Raw genomic sequence first — 17474 nt, 5'->3', positions numbered from 1 at the left:
CAGCTCTACATGTACACCGCTCGGGATTGGTAGGCAGGCCATGAATCTCCCTTCGATCAACCTACGGCGTGACAAGAGCGCCGGCAACACCTCCGCCTCCTACGACGAACACCAGGACGACTCGCGCCGCGCACAACGCGAAGCCGACTGGTGGCTCACCATCGGGACGCTGCTGATGGGAACGTTGGTCCTCGGAATCGTCGGCCTGCCCATCTTCCTGCGCGGCGTGTGGCTCCAGCGCCGGGCGGGACTCGAAGGCCTGTCGGTCCGGCCCATCCTCGTCACACTCATCGGCTACCTGGTGATCCTCGACGCCGCGCTCAACAGCCTCGGCTGGGCGCTGGACCTCATCGCGAACCACACCCTGATCAACCGCGTGATCCTCACCGCCTGGGGAAACATGTTCGACGCGGGCTACTTCTGGCACTACAACGAACTGTGGATCGGCGGCGCGGGCGGTCCGGGCGAAAAGGGTTGGGAGGTGGCCCTGATGCTCACCGTCTTCCCGATGCGCATCGCGGCCGGCATCGCCTTCCTGCAGATGAAGCGCTGGGGCCACCAGTGGATGATCGTCACCTGCTGGTTCGGCGTGGTCATCTGGATCGGTTACACGTTCAACATGACGATGTACGCCGATGTGCGTTACTCGGGCGTGGTGCTCCCGGTGATCGGCTGGTGGTTGTACGACATCTTCTACATCACCCCATTTCTGGCGATCCCCTACCTACACACGGTGAATCGAGAGATCTTCACCGACTGATCGCCGTCCAACCGGCAAAGGAGGACATCATGTCCGCAGAGTCACCTAAATCTCCATCGGTGGACGAGTCACCCGACGACGAACTGCCACTGGGTACAACACCCCCGTATGCCCGCATGCACAGGTTCATCAAGCGCGGGGTGTTCGTCTGCCTCTTCGCCCTCGTCATCGAAGGTGCGTTCACCGTTCCGGCACTGGCGATCTGGTACGGCTACCCCACGCTGTCGTTCCAAGAGATCTGCAGCGAGATGCTGAAGGTCCGGTACTCCGACGACACCCTCGAGTGTGAATATCCATACCCGCTGTTCGGACCACCCGAAGGCGCCGGCCAACAGACCGCCGAAGACGAATGGGGCGTGCAGCCGAAGCCCGGCTGGGACCCGATAGGCTTCCGCGAACTCGTCCGAAACCACGAAGAGCGCGAAGCGCGCGAGTCCGCCGGAAACTAGTGGCCGCCGTTGCCAGCCAACACGGATTGATGTCGGGTCGACTGGAATCCCAGATGCCGCTCGGGAACCGCCGCAACATCACCGGCATGTGATCACCATCAGAAAACCTGTGGCGTGACGGAGAGAAGAGTGGTTGGCACTCAATCGGTCTCCGCGAGACGGCGCTACTCGACGGGTTGCCGGTTCCCGGTCTTCGCTCGCATCTCCACTATGTCGTCGTCGAGTTCCACCCCCACTGAATTGAACATCCAGGAAGTCACCTCATAAGCCCCAACCGTGAAGATGACATCGAGAATCTGCTGGGTATCAAGGTCGCCGGCGAGTGCCTCCCAGGTTTCCGGGCCGATCTTGCCATCGAGGACCAGTTCGTCGACGGCGCGTAACAGAGTCGCGTCCGAGTCAGACCAGAACGGCGCGGATGGCCCCCAGCCAATCCGGGAGATCTCCTCGTCGTCGATACCGGCGTCATGCGCCATGTAGACGTGTTGCGCCCACTGATAGGCCGAATTGCGAAGAACTGCAACCCTCATCACCAACAGTTCACGTTGCCGGGCTGTCAGAGTTGTCGACATCAGGATGTGTCCGTTGAAGGTGAACCAGGCCCGGGCGAGCGCGGGATGATGCGCGAGCGTGCCCATCGTGTTCTTTCCTTTGGGCCGGTCAGATCGGGTCTGGACCACATAACGCGCCGACGGTGGAGTCATCGCTTTCAACGCATCGCGCATCTCGGTCGACCACTCTTTGGGCGGCAGGGGTTCAATACGTGCCATCGGTAGGTTTCCTTCCACCAGCGTCCTATCGGGATACCGAGATCGCACCGACGTGGTCGGTCGAACAATACAGTCGTACAGGGCTCGCGGGGTTCAAATCAAGAACAATTGAAAATTCCGGCTCGGCGACACCAACCCGGGCGGCCAGGCCGGCATCGACGCGGTACTGACAGTTGGGTCACTGATGCGGCATACTTGCACAGCAAGGCCCGAAATCCGAATGGGATCCTGCAGCACAACAGGGGGTTTCACATGTCTGCAGCGTCCCGGCGCACCGGCGTCGAGATGTCGAAGACTCGAGACGCTCTGCTCGACTGCGTCGAACGCCTGATGCTGGAAGAGGGTTATCCGCGAGTCACGTATCGCGCACTGGCCGCCAAAGCGAACGCAACCCCCGGCCTTGTCCAATATTACTTTCCAACAATTGATTCCGTCTTCGTCGCCGCGATACAGCGACGTACCGAACAGAATCTCGATCGTTTGACGAAAGCACTCGAGGCACACCCCAACCAACCACTTCGCGCCATCTGGGACTACAGCTGGGAAGAGGCCAGCGGGCCGCTCATGACCGAGTTCATGGCTCTTGGAAACCACCGCGAGTCCGTCGGTGCTGAGCTCGCTGTCGTGTCAGAGAGACTTCGCAGCATCCAACTCGACGCCCTGGCGGATCGGCTGATCTCCAGCTCGGCGATGAACCAAGAACTCTCCACCGGTGCGCTTGTGCTGCTGATGTCCAACATCCCGAAGATGCTGAATCTCGAGAAGGGCGTCGGAATCGCGACCTCGCACGACGAACTCATCGAGACGTTCGAGGCATACGTCAACGCTCTCGAACCGCCCGATGGCGACCAGCCGCGCACCTCCGTAGCCCCAGCTGACAGTGCCGATCCGGAAATCGAGCAACTTCGCGCCGAAAACAGATCACTCAAGCTCCTACTCGCCGAAGCCGAGCTGGAGAAGCATGCGTTGCGGAAAGCGACCGCCCGCAAGGAATGAGTGCGTCCGCGGCGCCTGGTATCGGCCGCGAAGAACCGCTCAGCGTAAAGGTAGCGGTTCTGTGCTGCGCCATGAAGCCCGATAGCGCATAGCGCGGCAAATCCACGACACCCGTCGGCACACTCGTCGGTGATCCGAAATTTCGCCAGTTCTTCACAAAGACCCGTCAGCGACGACTATACAAGTGTATGGTTCCCGCTGTACGACTGTATTGCGACTCCAATCATCCGGGTCTTCGTGAACTGAGGCAACCCGATACGACCCCGGGGCTGCCGCCCCGAATTCGCCGGCACGGCAACCGCGCGACGAAAGAGGAATCATGAACAACGTTGAACAACAGCCTTTTCCAGACTCCACGGTGGGTTCGGCGAAAGGCCTTGGAGTACCGTCTGCCGCCGCGGTCGACGTCTCGAGTGCCGACTTCTTCACCGACCAGACGTTGGCGGTCGACCCGTACGAGTACTTTGACGCAATGCGGGCGAAGTGCCCGGTGCAATCGGTGCCGCACCCCGGGGTCATGGCTGTGACGGGGTATGCCGAGGCAGTGGAAGTTTATCGGGATCAAGCGACCTTCTCCTCGTGCAACGCAGTCGGTGGCCCTTTCCCACCCCTACATGTATCCCCTGATGTCGATGACATCACCGAGGCGATCGAACAGAACCGAAATCAGTGGCCGATGGCAGAATTCCTCGTCACCATGGATGGTGAAACCCACCAATCCGAACGCACCCTGCTCAAACGCCTCATGACCCCGACCAGGCTACGAGAGAACGAGTCGGCGATGGCCGAGATCGCCGACGCCTGCATCGATTCCTTCATCGACCGCGGTGCGTGCGAGTTCATCGCCGACTACGGCAAGCCCTTCACCACCCTGGTCATCGCCGACCTTCTCGGAGTCCCCGAAGACGATCGTGAAGATTTCCGTAATGCGCTGGCGGGTAGCACCATTGGCACGGTCGGCGATGATTCTGCTTTGACGGAAAACCCTCTCGAGTACATGTTCAAGAAGTTCACAGCGTACGTTGAAGACCGGCGCGCCCGACCACACGAGGACGTTTTGACGCAACTCGCGCAAGCGACGTACCCCGACGGTTCAATTCCCCCGGTGAACGCGATCGTTCGCATGGCGACCTTCCTCTTCGGGGCAGGTCAGGACACCTCGGCACGGATGATCAGCTCCGCGTTACGAATCCTCGCACAGGACAGAGCGATTCAGAATCATCTTCGAGCCGAACGCGGTGACATACCCGCGTTCATCGAAGAAACACTCCGCCTGGAGAGCCCGACCATGAGTGACTTTCGACTCGCCCGCCATTCGACCACCATCGGTGGTGTCGACATCCCGGCGGGGACGACGATCATGATCCATCCGGGCGCGGCCAATCGCGATGAGCGTCAGTTCGACGAACCCGGCGAATGCCAGATCGATCGCTATAACGTCAAGGAACACATCGCTTTTGGTCGTGGAGCACATTCTTGTCCGGGCGGTCCGCTCGCTCGCGCCGAGGGGCGGGTCACCATTGAGCGACTCCTCGAACGCACCACAGATATTTCGCTTTCCGACTCCCATCATGGGCCCGCCGGCGACCGCCGCTACGAGTACGACCCCACGTACATCATTCGCGGCCTGAGCAACCTTCATCTCACCTTCTCCTGAAACGACCACCACCACTCGGAAAGAAGACTCCTATGAACAAAGTTGCCGTAGTCACCGGAGGAGCCTCGGGCATCGGTCTGGCCATCACTGAACGGCTGGCTCGCAATGGGTACAAAGTCGCAGCACTGGACGTCCAGAAAGTGGCGCTCGACACCCATGTCACCGCCATGCAGGCCGATGGACTCCAGGTCAGCGGGCATCACGTCGACGTCTGCGACCGCCAGGCCGTCGACTCCGCGATCGCCGCGGTCCGAACGGAATTCGGCGCGATCCAGGTCATGGTCACCAGCGCCGGCATCACATCCTTCGAACCGTTCACCGAGATCAGCGTGGAACAGTGGAAGCACACCCTCGACGTCAACCTCAACGGGACGTTCCACAGCATTCAGGCCGTGATTGCCGACATGGTCGAAACCGGATGGGGTCGAATCGTGACGATTTCTTCAACTGCCGCGCAGACCGGAGCGCCAAGTCGCGCCGACTACGTGGCCTCCAAAGGCGGAGTCATCGCACTGACAAAGGCGCTGGCTTACGAGTATGCAGGAAACGGCATCACGGTCAACACAATTCCACCGTCGCTGGTAGACACTCCACTCGCCCGAAACGCCGAAGCCGCGGGCAAACTGCCCCCGGTCGAAGACCTGGCCGCCATGACACTGGTCAAGAGAGCCGGCACCGGCAATGACATCGCCGCAGCGTGCCAGTTCTTGTGCTCAGAAGATGCCGGCTACATCACCGGCCAACAGATCAACGTCAACGGAGGCTGGTATATGTGACCGACCAACGATTGCGGGTTCGCGTCGATGTGCAGGCGTGCGAGGGGCACTCGTTGTGCATCGACCTCGCGCCCGAGCTTTTCGAACTCGACGACGATGACATCGTGACCGTCCTCGATGAGACGCCGGGCCTCGAACACCGGGAATCCCTTCGAAAAGCTGTGGCCGCGTGTCCCCGCCAAGCGATTGCCATGTCATTGCAGTCCAATACCTAGCCCACACTCCGAACAGCCAGATACCCCCTAGGATGCCCGATGAAATCCGTTCACGTGCTCATATTGGCACTGACAACAACGTTGTTGATAGCAGGTTGCAGCGACCGCGGTAGCGGTAGCGAGGATTCAGCGACAACCGGCGGCAGCGCAAGTGCCGACACCAAGCTCGACTCCTTCGGCGATCTCGACAGAATCTGCCAATCCGGCTCAGGCGAAGCCGGTTCCAGCTCCCAGGGTGTGACAGCCGACGAGATCCAGCTCGGCGTGTTCACGGACGTCGGGTTCACGAAGAACCCAGAATTCGTCGATACCGCGAAGGTGTTCACGTCCTGGTGCAACGGTCTCGGAGGCATCAACGGCCGGAAACTCGTTGCCAATACCAGGGATACAAATCTCATGGACGTACGCAAACAAATGGTCACCGCCTGCCGAGACGACTTCGCTCTGGTGGGCGGCGGATCAGGACTCGACGGCCTCGGGGTCGAAGAACGACTCAAATGCGCCCTCCCGAGCTTTGTTGCACAAGTAGCTCAACTCAACGCGCTGGGCGCAGATCTCGAGATCAGCGCCGACCCCAGTCAGACCACGGGGTATGACCCCTACTTCCAGTTCCGGTCCTGGCTCCTGGGGACCTACCCGGAATCGGCCAATGCCGTCGGCATCATCAACGGCGATTCGCCGGTCACCAAACTCCTTGGGCAACAGGCCGTCGAGTCCACCGAAGCGGCCGGTGCCACCTTCATCTACAACGACGTATATCCCGCAATGGGAGTTGCCGATTGGACCCCCTACGCCCAGTCGATCAAGAGCAAAGGTGTCCGCGGTCTGATCTTCTACGGCGAGTTCCGGCAGTTGCCGAAGCTGGAAGCAGCACTGACAGACATGGACTACAAGCTGGACTGGATCGACACCAACAACAGCGCGTACGGCAGTGAGTTCATCGAACTCGCGGGAGAATCAGCAGAGTCCCAGAACAACTTCTTGGACCTCGGCGGAAATGCCCCGGTCGACAGCGGTGACACAGTTCAGGCAGTCGCAGATCTCACCGCACTGTACGAGAAATACGCGCCCGACGCTCAGATCACCCTCCCTTCGATCCGTGCGTTCTCCTCGTGGCTGCTGTTCGCGAAATCGGCCGCGAGCTGCGGTGCCGAACTCACCCGTACCTGCGTTCTGGAAGCTGCGACGCAGCAGACCGCATGGACAGGTGGCGGTCTGCACACCTCACAAAATCTCGCCCAAACTACGCCCCCCTCACCGTGTTTCAATGTTCAGAAATCAACAACACAGGGATGGGTCGCTGCCGATTTCCAGCCGGACCAAGGCCTATACCGCTGCAACATACCGGTTTTCGAGAACACAACCGACTTCGGTACACCGATGACTCTGGCCGATGTCGGCAAGTCGATGGACGACGTCAACTAGACCACCCGCTGGCGGCAATTCTCCGGAGCCCTCCCCACCAAGACGATGACGCTGCATCTCGAGTTCGAGGTGCAGCGTCATTGTTTGTCCGGTTCCCCAGAGGCCCACAATCATCGCTCGGCGGGGCCGATCAGTTCACGGACACAACACAAAAATGCCGAGGTGCAGGACCCGAACGGTCCTACACCTCGGCGTCGATCTGGGGTCAGATCCGAACTCGGGCCATCACTCTGAGACCTCAAATCCTTCGTAACTCGCTGCCAGATTGAGCTTCTCGGGGTCGGGCATCGCCATCTGAAGGTAGATGTCCACATGCCAGATCTTGCCTTCGTCATTGAACTCATACACCGACAGTGAATTGACCACATTGGTGAAGTCGTCAAAAATTGCCCGCTCTTCAAGTTCGAGGAAGACGATATTTCCCTTCTCCGTGATCCTCTTGAATGAACATTCCCAGTTCGCGGTTGGCGCCCAGTTGCTGAAGAACGTTCGGTACTCGGGCCAGGTCATCACCTCTTTGAAGTTGCCGACCCGTTCAAAATCATCGACCGCAAGCAGTTCGGCCAGGGGCGCAAGGCTCTCTTCCGAGACCTCGGTCCCCTGCGTATTGTCAACGATGCCCTTCACGATCAAGCCGTAGTCGAGCACCTTTCGGGAGAGCCCGGTGTAGTTTCCGATGATATCTTCCACGTTCTCCAAAGCCTTACGCCACCTTCCAATTTCGCGTGATCGACCGGGATTCGGGAGGGAATCGTCCTCCCGATCCGTGCCTGTACAGATGTACAGCATACGACTGTATTGTAGGACGGCGTAGCAGTTTTCGGACCGTTACCCAGATGTTTGCCCCGTCGAGAGATGTCCGTGGCGATGTTTGGTCAGTGCCCGTTATCTTCAGAAGATCCTTTATGTCACTGTCGATCTCAACCTCCAACGACTCAAACATGTGCGCCGGTATGTCGTAGCCGCCGACGGTCAAGATCGGCGCCTTTCCTGCGGGAACTCCGGCGTAGCTCGGCCAACCTGCTCGTCGCGGGATCCAGGGTGATAGGAGAAACTTCCGGATAGTCCGGTAGCCCACCAAGGGGATGCCCTTCCTTGCTGATTGCGGGGAGCACTAGGACCGAGCCAACCAATGTTGCCAATGACAACATTGGTTCGGATTGGTAAGGTCTGCAACATGGATAAGGCCTACCATCACGGCGATCTGCGTTCAGCTCTCATTGTTGAAGCCGAAGAGATACTTCGAACTTCAGGAATCGAAGCGCTGTCGTTACGCGAACTCGCGCGGGCGGTCGGGGTGAGCCACGGCGCACCCCGACGCCACTTCGACGACAAGGCGGCATTGCTGGAATCCCTTGCGCTCGAGGGTTTTCACCGGCTCGGGACCGCGCTCGATTCCGCGGCCGCACCCGACAACCGGACATTCGTGTCCACGATGCATGACGTTGCGGTGGCGTTTGTCCGGTTTGCCACCGACAGCCCCGCTTTGGTCGACTTGATGTCGAGCTATCGGAGGGGCGAGGTTTCAGACGAGCTGCGGCACGCGCGCGCAGCCAGTTTTGCGCCGGTGGCGGCCATGATCGATCGCGGTCAAGCACAGGGTGAACTGGTCGACGGAGCACAGACCGTCGGAACCCTGTTCTTTGCGACGCTGCAGGGCATCGCAGTAATGGCCAACAACAAGACCATCGATCCCCTAGATGATCAGCTGATCATCGATGTCATCGATTCGCTCCTGCGAGGCCTCGCACCACAACGCTGAGACCGCACCTCCGCCGCTACCCCAAAGTCAGCAGTATCGCGGTCGGGAAGAAGATGGCCACATATCCCGCAAAACATCGCAGGTGATCAGGGCGCGCGACAATACGTTCGAGAAAGAGGAACGTACCCACAACCAGGCTGATCACCAACGGATGACCGAGCAACACCACGGCGATCATCGCCGGGCCACAAGACTCGATACATGTCTTACCTTGGTACACACCGAATCTCAGGCACGAACGGTCCACTGCCGGGCCTGCGAACCGAATCGGCCGGGTCCGGTGACACCTCTGCAGCGCGATGCGTTTGAGTGGTGTGAGTTCGTAGAGTCCGGCGAGGGTCAGAGCAACGACCCCAACCCATCGATACTCCACGGCCGGCAACGTCACCGGAAGGACGAGCAATCCGAAGGCCGACCAGACGGCAAGATAACCCACAACAAACATCCCGATTGCACGCTGCCGGTGTCGATTCCGGCTGGCAAACGCCACGTAACGCGCGGACGGGATGGTCGACGGCAACATCATGGCTGCGGCCATCAGCAACCACATACACCCGGAACTGATCGCCAGACCGATCGAAAACGCCTGGGCTCCTGCATGTTCAGCGTGGCCCTGCGCCCCTGAGGACGGCCACATGAGAAAGCACCACGCAGCCCATGCGGCCAGGGCAATGGCGACCACCGACCACTCCGGCCGAGCCCGGAGGACCGCGACATCACGGGTGCTCACCATGTGCACCATCGGGTCATCCGAACAGGATGCTGACCGAACCGACCTCGACCTCACCGACGCCGACACTGTCTTCGTCGATTTCACCGACCGGCGCAAAGCGCAACGCCAAACTGGACGGATCCCACCCTCCGGTCGCCACCAACGACTGAACGGTGTCGGTGATGTCGAAGGTGAAGCTCAGTCCGTGTTCACCGTCGGCCCGCATGGATTCGGTGAGACCGAACAACGGTAGATTGCCGACCCAGATGTCCTCCGGGTCAGGCCCCGAAGCTATGTAGACGCCAAACGTCGTGGTGGGCGGATGCTCGGCAACGAAGTGTTCGACCGACAGCAGCACCCGACCGGTCCCGCTCACCCGGGCAACGTCGAGATCAGGGATGGCCACGTCGACCGCCTGCGACACCCCGTTGGAGAGGACCAGCGGCTGGTCGACGGCGCCGATACGTTGCGGTGGAACGTGTTCAGACACAACCAACTCCTCCTCGCGGGGTGACACACCGGCCGAAGCCGGAATCGACAGGTCTTCATAGGTGTGCGGGCGCGGACTCGGATCGACCACATTGCTGACGGCAACGTTCTGCGCACCACCCCCAACATCGGCGAAGGCGAACTCTTGATCCAGGAAGGCCGACGCGGATTCATCCGCTCCTGAGCCTGAACTCGCCCGCCACACCTCCCACAATCGGTCGATGTTGGCATGGTGCAGCCAGAAGATCGGGTCTCCCGCAGCCTGGTCGAAGTCGCTCATCTTTCCGGCAGCTCCACCCACGGCGACGTGCACCGTGCCGTGTGGCGTGCCCTCCACACTGCCTGCGACAGCAGCACCCGATTCATTGAGATGGTGGAAGCCCGTCACCGGCCCACCGAAACTCGGTTGAGGCGACGGTGCCGCGAATCGCCTCTGCGCAAACCAACCGCGGGCCGTGGTCTCTGTCGGCAGCAACACCTTCGGGTTGACCAGGTCGTTGATCCGCGGTGCGCGTTCTGGTTCGAACAATGGGTTGGGCTGCCCGGCCAACTGCGACATCCGGAAGATCGGCGGCAACGCGTTGCTGTCAGTCCGGTCGTAGTCCCAGTACGGCAGTGCCCATGACTGCCGGACATCGATAGGGGTCAGCAGATCCGTTGCGATGATCTCTTGACAGATCGCTTCGAACCGATCGAGGTAGATGCGGTGCCATGGCAAGAAGAACCATGAGAAGTGCTGACACTGATTGCGCAATCCGTCGCCCGGGTCCGGCGTCATGCCGTGCACCTGCGTGTGGTGTGACCACCATTTTCGAGGGTCGGGACCGTTGTTGAGCTTGAGTACCCCCACCGCCCTTGCGTAGGCGGCGAGTATCGGATGGCAGACGTTGGTCGCCGACAGGTTCCAGGCATCCAGACGGACCGATGGAGCCGGCGGCGGAGGTATCAGACTCTCGGCCAGCGACCTGATCTCGTCGAGTCTGCGGACCGTTCGCGGCCCGACATCGTCGATGATCTGCCCATCGGGCACCAGCAATTCGTCACGTTTGAACCGGTGGATAGCGGCCGACGTCTCACTCCCGTAAACACCATCCGAGCCGGATCGGGGCAATGCACCCTGATCCCAATCCAGCAGCGCCAGTTGCACCCTCGCAACAGCTGGATCAGTCCGGTTCGTGGTGGTCGAGATGCGCTGAGGTCCGTCGGCGGCAATCGCCTCCAACAACGGATCGCCACCGAAAAGGCTGGAGACAAGCATCGAGAGACCTCCGGTTCAGATGAACAGATCGGCCGATACCGTGGGCTCAGCAGCTCTGACCCGAACCGCAACACCCACTGGTAGCGACCATAGTTGATCGCACCAGTTCGTGGCCCGCCTTGGCACGAGTAGTCCGCTACCTGTCCTCACCGGGGAGTCGTGCGTGTGCTTCGCGAGTTGGGTCGCCACCAACACGAACAGGGCTTGGGTCAGTGCCCGAATACGAGCTTCAACGCAACAATCACCGTGGCCAACGTCCCGAGACCAATCGCGGTCCAGTGTGTTTTCGAGGTCACCTTCTCCTTACGAATCCGCACGATCACGTAACTCATCGTCGCGATGCGCAGAACCATGAACAGCTCAGCGATCAGTTGTGCGGTCCTGGGTTCGAACAGACCCACCACTGCGAGCGCGAGGATCAGACTCGGAATCACCGCGGCGACCAGAATCGGCAGGCTGTCGCGCAGCTCCGCCATCCGCGCCTCGCGGGTGGCAACGGTATGTTCGCGAACAGACCGGCCGACGAGTTCGGCGAAATAGTGTGCAATGAAGGTCGTGACGGCCGCACCGACGATGACCGCGATGCCGAACTTGTCGTGCGACTCCGTGACCGGTATCAGCGCCGCCAGCACCAGGATGTTGCCGTAGATATAGGCGCTGATCCGGCTCGCCATCTGCTCGCGCGTCAAGGAATTGCCACCACCGAACGGCGTGCGGTTGACCAGGCGAAGGAATCTTTCCTGCATAGCGAGAAAGCATGGCATAGATTGCGAAGGTCAGGCCCGGCAGACACGACTGTCGGAAGACGATCCGCGCCAGTACCGGCAGCGGCAGAAGTTCGACAGCACCTCCTGGCGCGTAGATTTCTCGGCTGAAGGCGGAAACTCAGTGCAGTACATCCTCTTTCACCAGAAGCACCGTCCTCCACCGATCCCGCAGACTTGCGCGTAAGAAACCCATCGGCACAAACCGGTACACCGGCGCCGGTGTGGACCTTCGCCTCCCGGCAATTTCATCCGGAACGGGTGAGGACTTACCGTCTGCGCCCGCGCAAAATCGTCTCTGCACAACTCCCCTGCGCACTGACGAACTCCGAACGGAGACCCGACCATGACCGAACTCGATTTCGACGACCTCGGCCCAGTTGACTATCTGGTGATCGAGTTCCCTGCCGACCGCAATCCCGACGGCTCAGCGCTTCCGCTGCTCGTCGACCTAGTGGAACGCGATGTGATCCGGGTGCTGGATCTGACGTTCGTCCGCAAAGAACTCGACGGGTCGGTGAGCGGCGTGGCCATCGAGGACTTCGGGCTGATCGGAGACTTCGACGTGACCCTGTTTGCCGAGGCGACATCCGGACTCATCGACCGCACCGACCTCGACGAGGCTGCCTCGGTCTTACAACCGGGATGTTCAGGCGCCGTACTGATCTACGAAAACCATTGGGCCGCACCCTTCGCCTCCAAGTTGCGACACAACGGAGCACAATTGGTTGCCTCCGGACGGGTCCCGACTCAAGCCATCCTCGCGTCCCTCGACGCACTGGAACTCTGAAAACGAAAGCCCAAGGAGCCACGCATGCCCGGACTACTTCGCGGGGTCGCCCGCACTGCCGTCATCGCCGGTACCGCAACCTCGGTGTCCAACCGGGTCTCCCGACGCCAAGGTCAGCGCTGGGCCGAACAGGCCCAACCGCAGGCGCCGCAACAACAGCAATATGCGCCGCCGCCGGCTCCGCCCGCTGCACCTCCTGTCGACCGGATCGGCGCCCTCCAGCAACTCGGCGAACTCAAGGCCCAGGGAGTCCTCACCGAGGCCGAGTTCGAGGCCGAAAAGGCGAAGATCCTCAATAACTGATCACATCGCGCGTGTGCCCCTTCACCGCAAGCTCGGCGCGCCCTCGCGCCTCCACACGTAATGGAGGTAACCGGTCAGTACGGCGAGGTCCGCGACCTCAGTGGGCGTCGCCGTCTGTCCGTTCGTCTTGCGCAGCAGCTTGTTGTAGTCCTCCACTGCTGCTGCCTGCTGTTCCGGATTCCACTTCGACCACGGGCGTTGCTCGTTGTGCGCGGCGCGCCAGTTGTATGCGTCCCCACGGCCACCGCCACGCAGCGCCGCACGCAACTGGGCGGTCAAACTCCGCGGAATGTAAGCCAATCCGCCGTTCTGGTATTGCCAGACGTGTGCCATCTCGTGGATGAGTGTGTGCCTGCCTCGCCTGGTCAGTTCCAACCCGTCTCCGTCAAAAAGTCCCCACGCCGCCTTGAGGTGAATCGTCGCACCCAGGGTGACCGGCGAACCGATCGCAAATATGCTGCCGCGCGTGATGCGAACCACCGCATAATCGACGCTGTCCGCGAAAACATCACGCGCATAGTCGATCTCACCGATCGTCAGCGCTCGCTTCCTGGTTGTGAAGACATCTCGCAGCGAACCTGCGTCGAGGTGCCCGCGGAGGTCACCGAAACGCCTGGTGAAGCAGGCTCGCACAGAGGTTCGCGGGCGTTTTGCCTTCTTGTTGCGCACGCGCCCCAGTATCCGCCGGCGACGGACGACTTCAGGACCCCGCGCCGCATCACCCGCGCGTTCGGATAGCGTGAACAACAGCCACCAATAACACCGACGGCGCCTGGGGTGTCGGACGAGGAGACAGTCATGCAGCTCACCGGGGTAGGCATATGGAGTTCACAGTTGCGTTACGGCGATCCCGCCGAATCAGCAGAGGCCGCGTCTGAACTGGAAGAGCTGGGATACACCGCGCTCTGGTTCCCCGACGTCGGCGGCCCGGTATTCGACTCGGTCGGCAACCTCTTACAGGCAACCAAGTCAGCCGTGGTGGCCACCGGCATCCTCAACCTCTGGATGCACGAGCCGGCGGATGTGGCCGCCAACTACCACCGTCTGGTCACCGAGTACGGCGATCGTCTCCTGCTCGGTATCGGTGTCAGTCACGCACCGCTCGTCGACGCCGGCGAACCCGGACGTTACAAGAAGCCACTGGCTGCGACCAAGGCATATCTCGATGCCATCGATGCCACCGAACAGCCCGTGCCCGTCGACCGGCGAGTACTCGCGGCCCTGGGACCGAAGATGCTGCACCTCTCCGCGACTCGCGCCAGCGGATCCCACCCGTACCTGGTCACACCGGAGTTCACCGCGCAGGCCCGAGAAGCACTCGGCGCCGGACCACTGCTCCTTCCCGAGCAGACCGCCATCCTGACCACAGATCGCGATCAGGCCCGGATCATCGGCACCGAATGGCTAGGCAACTACCTGAAACTCCCGAACTACGCCAACAACCTCCTGCGGTCGGGATTCACCCAAGAAGACCTCGACACCGTCAGCGACCGGGTGTTCGACTCGATCATTGTCTGGGGTGACGAGAACGCAATCCTCGGAAGAGTCCGGGAACACCACGCCGCCGGCGCCGACCACGTATGCGTGCAGGTCCTCGACGCCGATCCGGCCGCCTATCCCCGCGAGCAGTGGCGTCGACTGGCTGCCGCCCTGAACTGACAGACCGTCAGGTCGTGGCCGATCCGGACATCTGGTGTCGATTGCCGCGCCGTTGGGTACTCGCGGCATGCCCAACAACCAGGAGGTCAGTGTGAATCTCACGGAGCAAGAACTCGAACTCTTCCAGAGCGCCTTCGATTGGGCACGACAGGGTGACCACGCGGCGCTGCAGTCATTTCTCGACATCGGCGGTCCGGTGAATCTGACCAACGACCGCGGCGACACGTTGTTGATTTTGGCGTCCTACTACGGCCACATCGAGGCTGTCCGAGTTCTGCTCGCAGCCGACGCAGACGTCGAACGCGTCAACGACAATGGCCAAACTGCGTTGGGATCAGCGGTCTTTCGCCGGAGTGAAGTCGTGGTGCGGGCACTGCTCGCTGCGGGGGCCGACCCACACGGAGGGGCTCGATCAGCCACGGCCGTGGCCGAGTACTTTCAACTCGACGATATGGCCGCAATGCTGATCGAGCCCTGACGCCTCCGGGACTACTTCTTCTTCGCTTGCCGCTTCTTTTCCGGTCGATCCGGAACAGAGGGCGGCACTGCAGAATTCATGACAGCAGGGGCACGATCCCATGCACGGTGCAGACCCAGCGCGGCCAAGAGTGACTCGTTGAACGCCTTGACTGCCGAATCACCCACCACCACACCAGGATCATCCAGCGCGATGCCTGCAGCCTCGAGTATCGCGGCGCCGTCACCCCAGGCTCCGATCGCCTTGCAGTGTCGGAACGCCTCCTGCAGCAGGAGGACCAGCTTGATGTTGTCAGAAGGCGTAGTGCCTGCAGCAACGACCAGCGCGTCGAACTCGATGGACCGGACCGTCAGGAATGTCCGCTCGACGATCTGCTTTCGCGCCGCCTTGCCGAGCACGCCGCCGACCGGCGCGATGACGTGCACGGTCGCGCCTTTGCCTTCGGCCGCGCTGCGCAGTTTGTCGATTCCGCTCAGGTCAGAGTTCTGATCTGCGATGACACCGATCTTGCGTCCCGCGATCGGACCGGGCTCGACGATCACCTGCGACAGGGCCGGGGAGGTGATGACGTCGGGGACCGGTTCGCCCTTGGGCGCAGGCAGACCCAGCCCGGCAGCGACACGTTCGCAGAGGTCGGTGTCGACGTTCGCCAGCACCTGCAGCTCACGTTCCTTGATGGACTGCTCGAACACCTTGCCCAGTTCAAACGTGAAGGCCTCGACGATATGGTCCTGTTCGATCGGGGTCAGACTGCGATAGAACATCGCCGGTTGCGTGAAATGGTCGTCGAACGACACCGGATTGGCACGTACGGCCCGGCCTTCGATGACCCGCTCGGTCTGGACATAGCCACGATCTTCATCCCCGGCAAACACCGGTTCATCGTCGTCGATGCTGTTGTCGCGGTATGGCGCGAGTCCGGTGTGGACGGCGGTTTGATGGAAACCGTCTCGGTGCATGTCGTTGACCGGAGCGTGCGGACGGTTGATCGGCAGCTGCGCGAAGTTTGGTCCTCCGAGCCGGGTGAGCTGAGTGTCGAGGTATGAGAACAGTCGCGCCTGCATCAACGGATCGTTGGTGACCTCGATACCCGGAACGAGGTGGCCGGTGTGGAAGGCGACCTGTTCGGTTTCGGCGAAGAAGTTGGTCGGATTCGCGTCGAGTGTCAGTTTTCCGATCAACTGCACCGGTGCGAGCTCTTCCGGCACCAGTTTGGTGGGGTCGAGCAGATCGATACCCTCGAACGTCTCGGTGCCGTCGTCGGGCATCACCTGGATGCCGAGCTCGTATTCGAGGGGCGCCCCGGCCTTGATGCCGTCGGCCATGTCGCGCCGATGGAAGTCGGGGTCGACGCCTGCTGCGATCTGCGCTTCTTCCCACACCAGCGAATGCACACCGGCCACGGGCTTCCAGTGGAACTTCACCAGGCTGGTGGTGCCATCCGCGGCAACCAGCCGGAAGGTATGGACGCCGAAACCCTCCATGGTCCGGTACGAGCGCGGAATACCGCGGTCACTCATGTTCCACATGACGTGGTGGGTGGCCTCGGTGTGCAGGGACACGAAGTCCCAGAACCCATCATGGGCCGACTGCGCCTGCGGCAACTCGATGTCGGGTTGGGGCTTACCGGCGTGGATGACGTCCGGGAACTTGATGCCGTCCTGGATGAAGAAGACGGGGATGTTGTTCGCGACGAGGTCGAAGGTGCCTTCTTCGGTGTAGAACTTGGTGGCGAATCCACGGGTGTCGCGTACGGTGTCCGCCGAGCCACGCGATCCCAACACTGTCGAGAAGCGTACGAAGACGTCCGTTTTACGATTCTTTTCAGCGAGGAAGCCCGCCTTCGTCACCGATTTGGCAGTGCCGTAAGACTGAAAAGTTCCGTGCGCGGCCGCGCCCCGGGCGTGTACGACCCGCTCTGGGATGCGCTCATGGTCGAAATGCGTGATCTTCTCGCGCAGATGGAAGTCTTCGAGGAGGGTGGGCCCGCGCTCTCCGGCCTTGAGCGAATGATGCGTATCGGGTAACCGCAGCCCCTGGGCGGTGGTGAGAAATTCGCCCTGCTGTGCGCGGGTGTCCGAGGCACCGGTCGGGCCGACCGGCGCGGGTGATGATTGATCCGGACGGGGTGAAGGAGGCATGTCCACTCTGCTTTCTTCGAAGTCTGGGTTGTATCGGAGAAGTCGTTGACGCGCTGGGTGCACGCACCTG

Annotated in this window: 19 protein-coding genes; 12 read left to right on the top strand and 7 right to left on the bottom strand. The window is 61.2% G+C overall.

Annotated elements, in window-relative coordinates; genetic code table 11:
- Window positions 1–40 precede the first annotated feature (40 nt).
- Together AC1TPF_RS23160 and AC1TPF_RS23155 are read left to right on the top strand one after the other, a co-directional pair.
- A complete protein-coding gene (locus AC1TPF_RS23160; protein WP_482140444.1) occupies window positions 41–760 on the top strand; it encodes a hypothetical protein in 720 nt (239 codons plus the stop codon).
- A gap of 29 nt (window positions 761–789) precedes the next feature.
- Window positions 790–1209, top strand: a complete 420-nt coding sequence (locus AC1TPF_RS23155) for a hypothetical protein (RefSeq protein ID WP_482140446.1) — start codon at window positions 790–792, stop codon at window positions 1207–1209.
- Window positions 1210–1373: 164 nt separating this feature from the next.
- Here the strand turns inward: AC1TPF_RS23155 and AC1TPF_RS23150 are convergent, their stop codons facing one another.
- Entirely contained in the window at window positions 1374–1979 is a 606-nt protein-coding gene (locus AC1TPF_RS23150; protein WP_482140448.1) for a carboxymuconolactone decarboxylase family protein, read from the bottom strand.
- Window positions 1980–2231: 252 nt separating this feature from the next.
- Here AC1TPF_RS23150 and AC1TPF_RS23145 point away from each other — a divergent pair, with 252 nt between their 5' ends.
- The 5 genes from AC1TPF_RS23145 to AC1TPF_RS23125 all read left to right on the top strand — a co-directional run bounded on the left by AC1TPF_RS23145 (window position 2232) and on the right by AC1TPF_RS23125 (window position 7048).
- Window positions 2232–2975 carry a TetR/AcrR family transcriptional regulator gene (locus AC1TPF_RS23145; RefSeq protein ID WP_482145414.1) on the top strand — a complete coding sequence of 248 codons (744 nt, stop codon included), beginning with the start codon at window positions 2232–2234 and terminating at the stop codon, window positions 2973–2975.
- Window positions 2976–3294: 319 nt separating this feature from the next.
- Complete coding sequence (locus AC1TPF_RS23140) at window positions 3295–4632, top strand: cytochrome P450 (protein WP_482140452.1); 1338 nt, start codon at window positions 3295–3297, stop codon at window positions 4630–4632.
- A gap of 32 nt (window positions 4633–4664) precedes the next feature.
- Window positions 4665–5408, top strand: a complete 744-nt coding sequence (locus AC1TPF_RS23135) for an SDR family NAD(P)-dependent oxidoreductase (RefSeq protein WP_482140454.1) — start codon at window positions 4665–4667, stop codon at window positions 5406–5408.
- Window positions 5409–5419: 11 nt separating this feature from the next.
- Entirely contained in the window at window positions 5420–5623 is a 204-nt protein-coding gene (locus AC1TPF_RS23130; protein ID WP_482141429.1) for a ferredoxin, read from the top strand.
- A gap of 39 nt (window positions 5624–5662) precedes the next feature.
- Entirely contained in the window at window positions 5663–7048 is a 1386-nt protein-coding gene (locus AC1TPF_RS23125; RefSeq protein ID WP_482145413.1) for an ABC transporter substrate-binding protein, read from the top strand.
- Between the two features lie 225 nt (window positions 7049–7273).
- Here the strand turns inward: AC1TPF_RS23125 and AC1TPF_RS23120 are convergent, their stop codons facing one another.
- Window positions 7274–7738 carry a hypothetical protein gene (locus AC1TPF_RS23120; RefSeq protein ID WP_482140458.1) on the bottom strand — a complete coding sequence of 155 codons (465 nt, stop codon included), beginning with the start codon at window positions 7736–7738 and terminating at the stop codon, window positions 7274–7276.
- 487 nt (window positions 7739–8225) lie between these two features.
- Here AC1TPF_RS23120 and AC1TPF_RS23115 point away from each other — a divergent pair, with 487 nt between their 5' ends.
- Entirely contained in the window at window positions 8226–8810 is a 585-nt protein-coding gene (locus AC1TPF_RS23115) for a TetR/AcrR family transcriptional regulator (protein ID WP_482140459.1), read from the top strand.
- A 16-nt stretch (window positions 8811–8826) separates the two neighbouring features.
- Here the strand turns inward: AC1TPF_RS23115 and AC1TPF_RS23110 are convergent, their stop codons facing one another.
- From AC1TPF_RS23110 to AC1TPF_RS23100, 3 genes are all read right to left on the bottom strand, one after another.
- Window positions 8827–9540 (bottom strand): copper chaperone, encoded by a 714-nt coding sequence (locus AC1TPF_RS23110; RefSeq protein ID WP_482140460.1) that lies wholly within the window; start codon window positions 9538–9540, stop codon window positions 8827–8829.
- Between the two features lie 16 nt (window positions 9541–9556).
- Complete coding sequence (locus AC1TPF_RS23105; RefSeq protein WP_482145412.1) at window positions 9557–11269, bottom strand: tyrosinase family protein; 1713 nt, start codon at window positions 11267–11269, stop codon at window positions 9557–9559.
- Between the two features lie 209 nt (window positions 11270–11478).
- Entirely contained in the window at window positions 11479–12015 is a 537-nt protein-coding gene (locus AC1TPF_RS23100) for a hypothetical protein (protein ID WP_482140464.1), read from the bottom strand.
- Window positions 12016–12379: 364 nt separating this feature from the next.
- Here AC1TPF_RS23100 and AC1TPF_RS23095 point away from each other — a divergent pair, with 364 nt between their 5' ends.
- Both AC1TPF_RS23095 and AC1TPF_RS23090 read left to right on the top strand, forming a co-directional pair.
- Window positions 12380–12823: a DUF6325 family protein gene (locus AC1TPF_RS23095; protein ID WP_482145411.1), complete on the top strand. Its 444-nt coding sequence runs from the start codon at window positions 12380–12382 to the stop codon at window positions 12821–12823.
- A gap of 24 nt (window positions 12824–12847) precedes the next feature.
- Window positions 12848–13126: an SHOCT domain-containing protein gene (locus AC1TPF_RS23090; protein ID WP_482140468.1), complete on the top strand. Its 279-nt coding sequence runs from the start codon at window positions 12848–12850 to the stop codon at window positions 13124–13126.
- A 21-nt stretch (window positions 13127–13147) separates the two neighbouring features.
- Here AC1TPF_RS23090 and AC1TPF_RS23085 read toward each other — a convergent pair whose 3' ends face one another.
- On the bottom strand, window positions 13148–13795 hold the full coding sequence (locus tag AC1TPF_RS23085; protein WP_482145410.1) for a hypothetical protein: 648 nt from the start codon (window positions 13793–13795) through the stop codon (window positions 13148–13150).
- Window positions 13796–13924: 129 nt separating this feature from the next.
- Between AC1TPF_RS23085 and AC1TPF_RS23080 the strand changes: the two genes are divergently transcribed.
- Together AC1TPF_RS23080 and AC1TPF_RS23075 are read left to right on the top strand one after the other, a co-directional pair.
- A complete protein-coding gene (locus tag AC1TPF_RS23080; RefSeq protein WP_482145409.1) occupies window positions 13925–14785 on the top strand; it encodes an LLM class F420-dependent oxidoreductase in 861 nt (286 codons plus the stop codon).
- A 67-nt stretch (window positions 14786–14852) separates the two neighbouring features.
- Window positions 14853–15263 carry an ankyrin repeat domain-containing protein gene (locus AC1TPF_RS23075; RefSeq protein WP_482145408.1) on the top strand — a complete coding sequence of 137 codons (411 nt, stop codon included), beginning with the start codon at window positions 14853–14855 and terminating at the stop codon, window positions 15261–15263.
- Between the two features lie 11 nt (window positions 15264–15274).
- Here AC1TPF_RS23075 and AC1TPF_RS23070 read toward each other — a convergent pair whose 3' ends face one another.
- The gene (locus tag AC1TPF_RS23070; protein WP_482145407.1) at window positions 15275–17404 is read right to left on the bottom strand and encodes a catalase; all 2130 of its coding nucleotides are present in this window, start codon (window positions 17402–17404) and stop codon (window positions 15275–15277) included.
- Window positions 17405–17474 lie beyond the last annotated feature (70 nt).

This window comes from Williamsia sp. Y853 (genome assembly GCF_056786495.1).
This window is presented reverse-complemented; position numbering and strand designations above follow the sequence as displayed.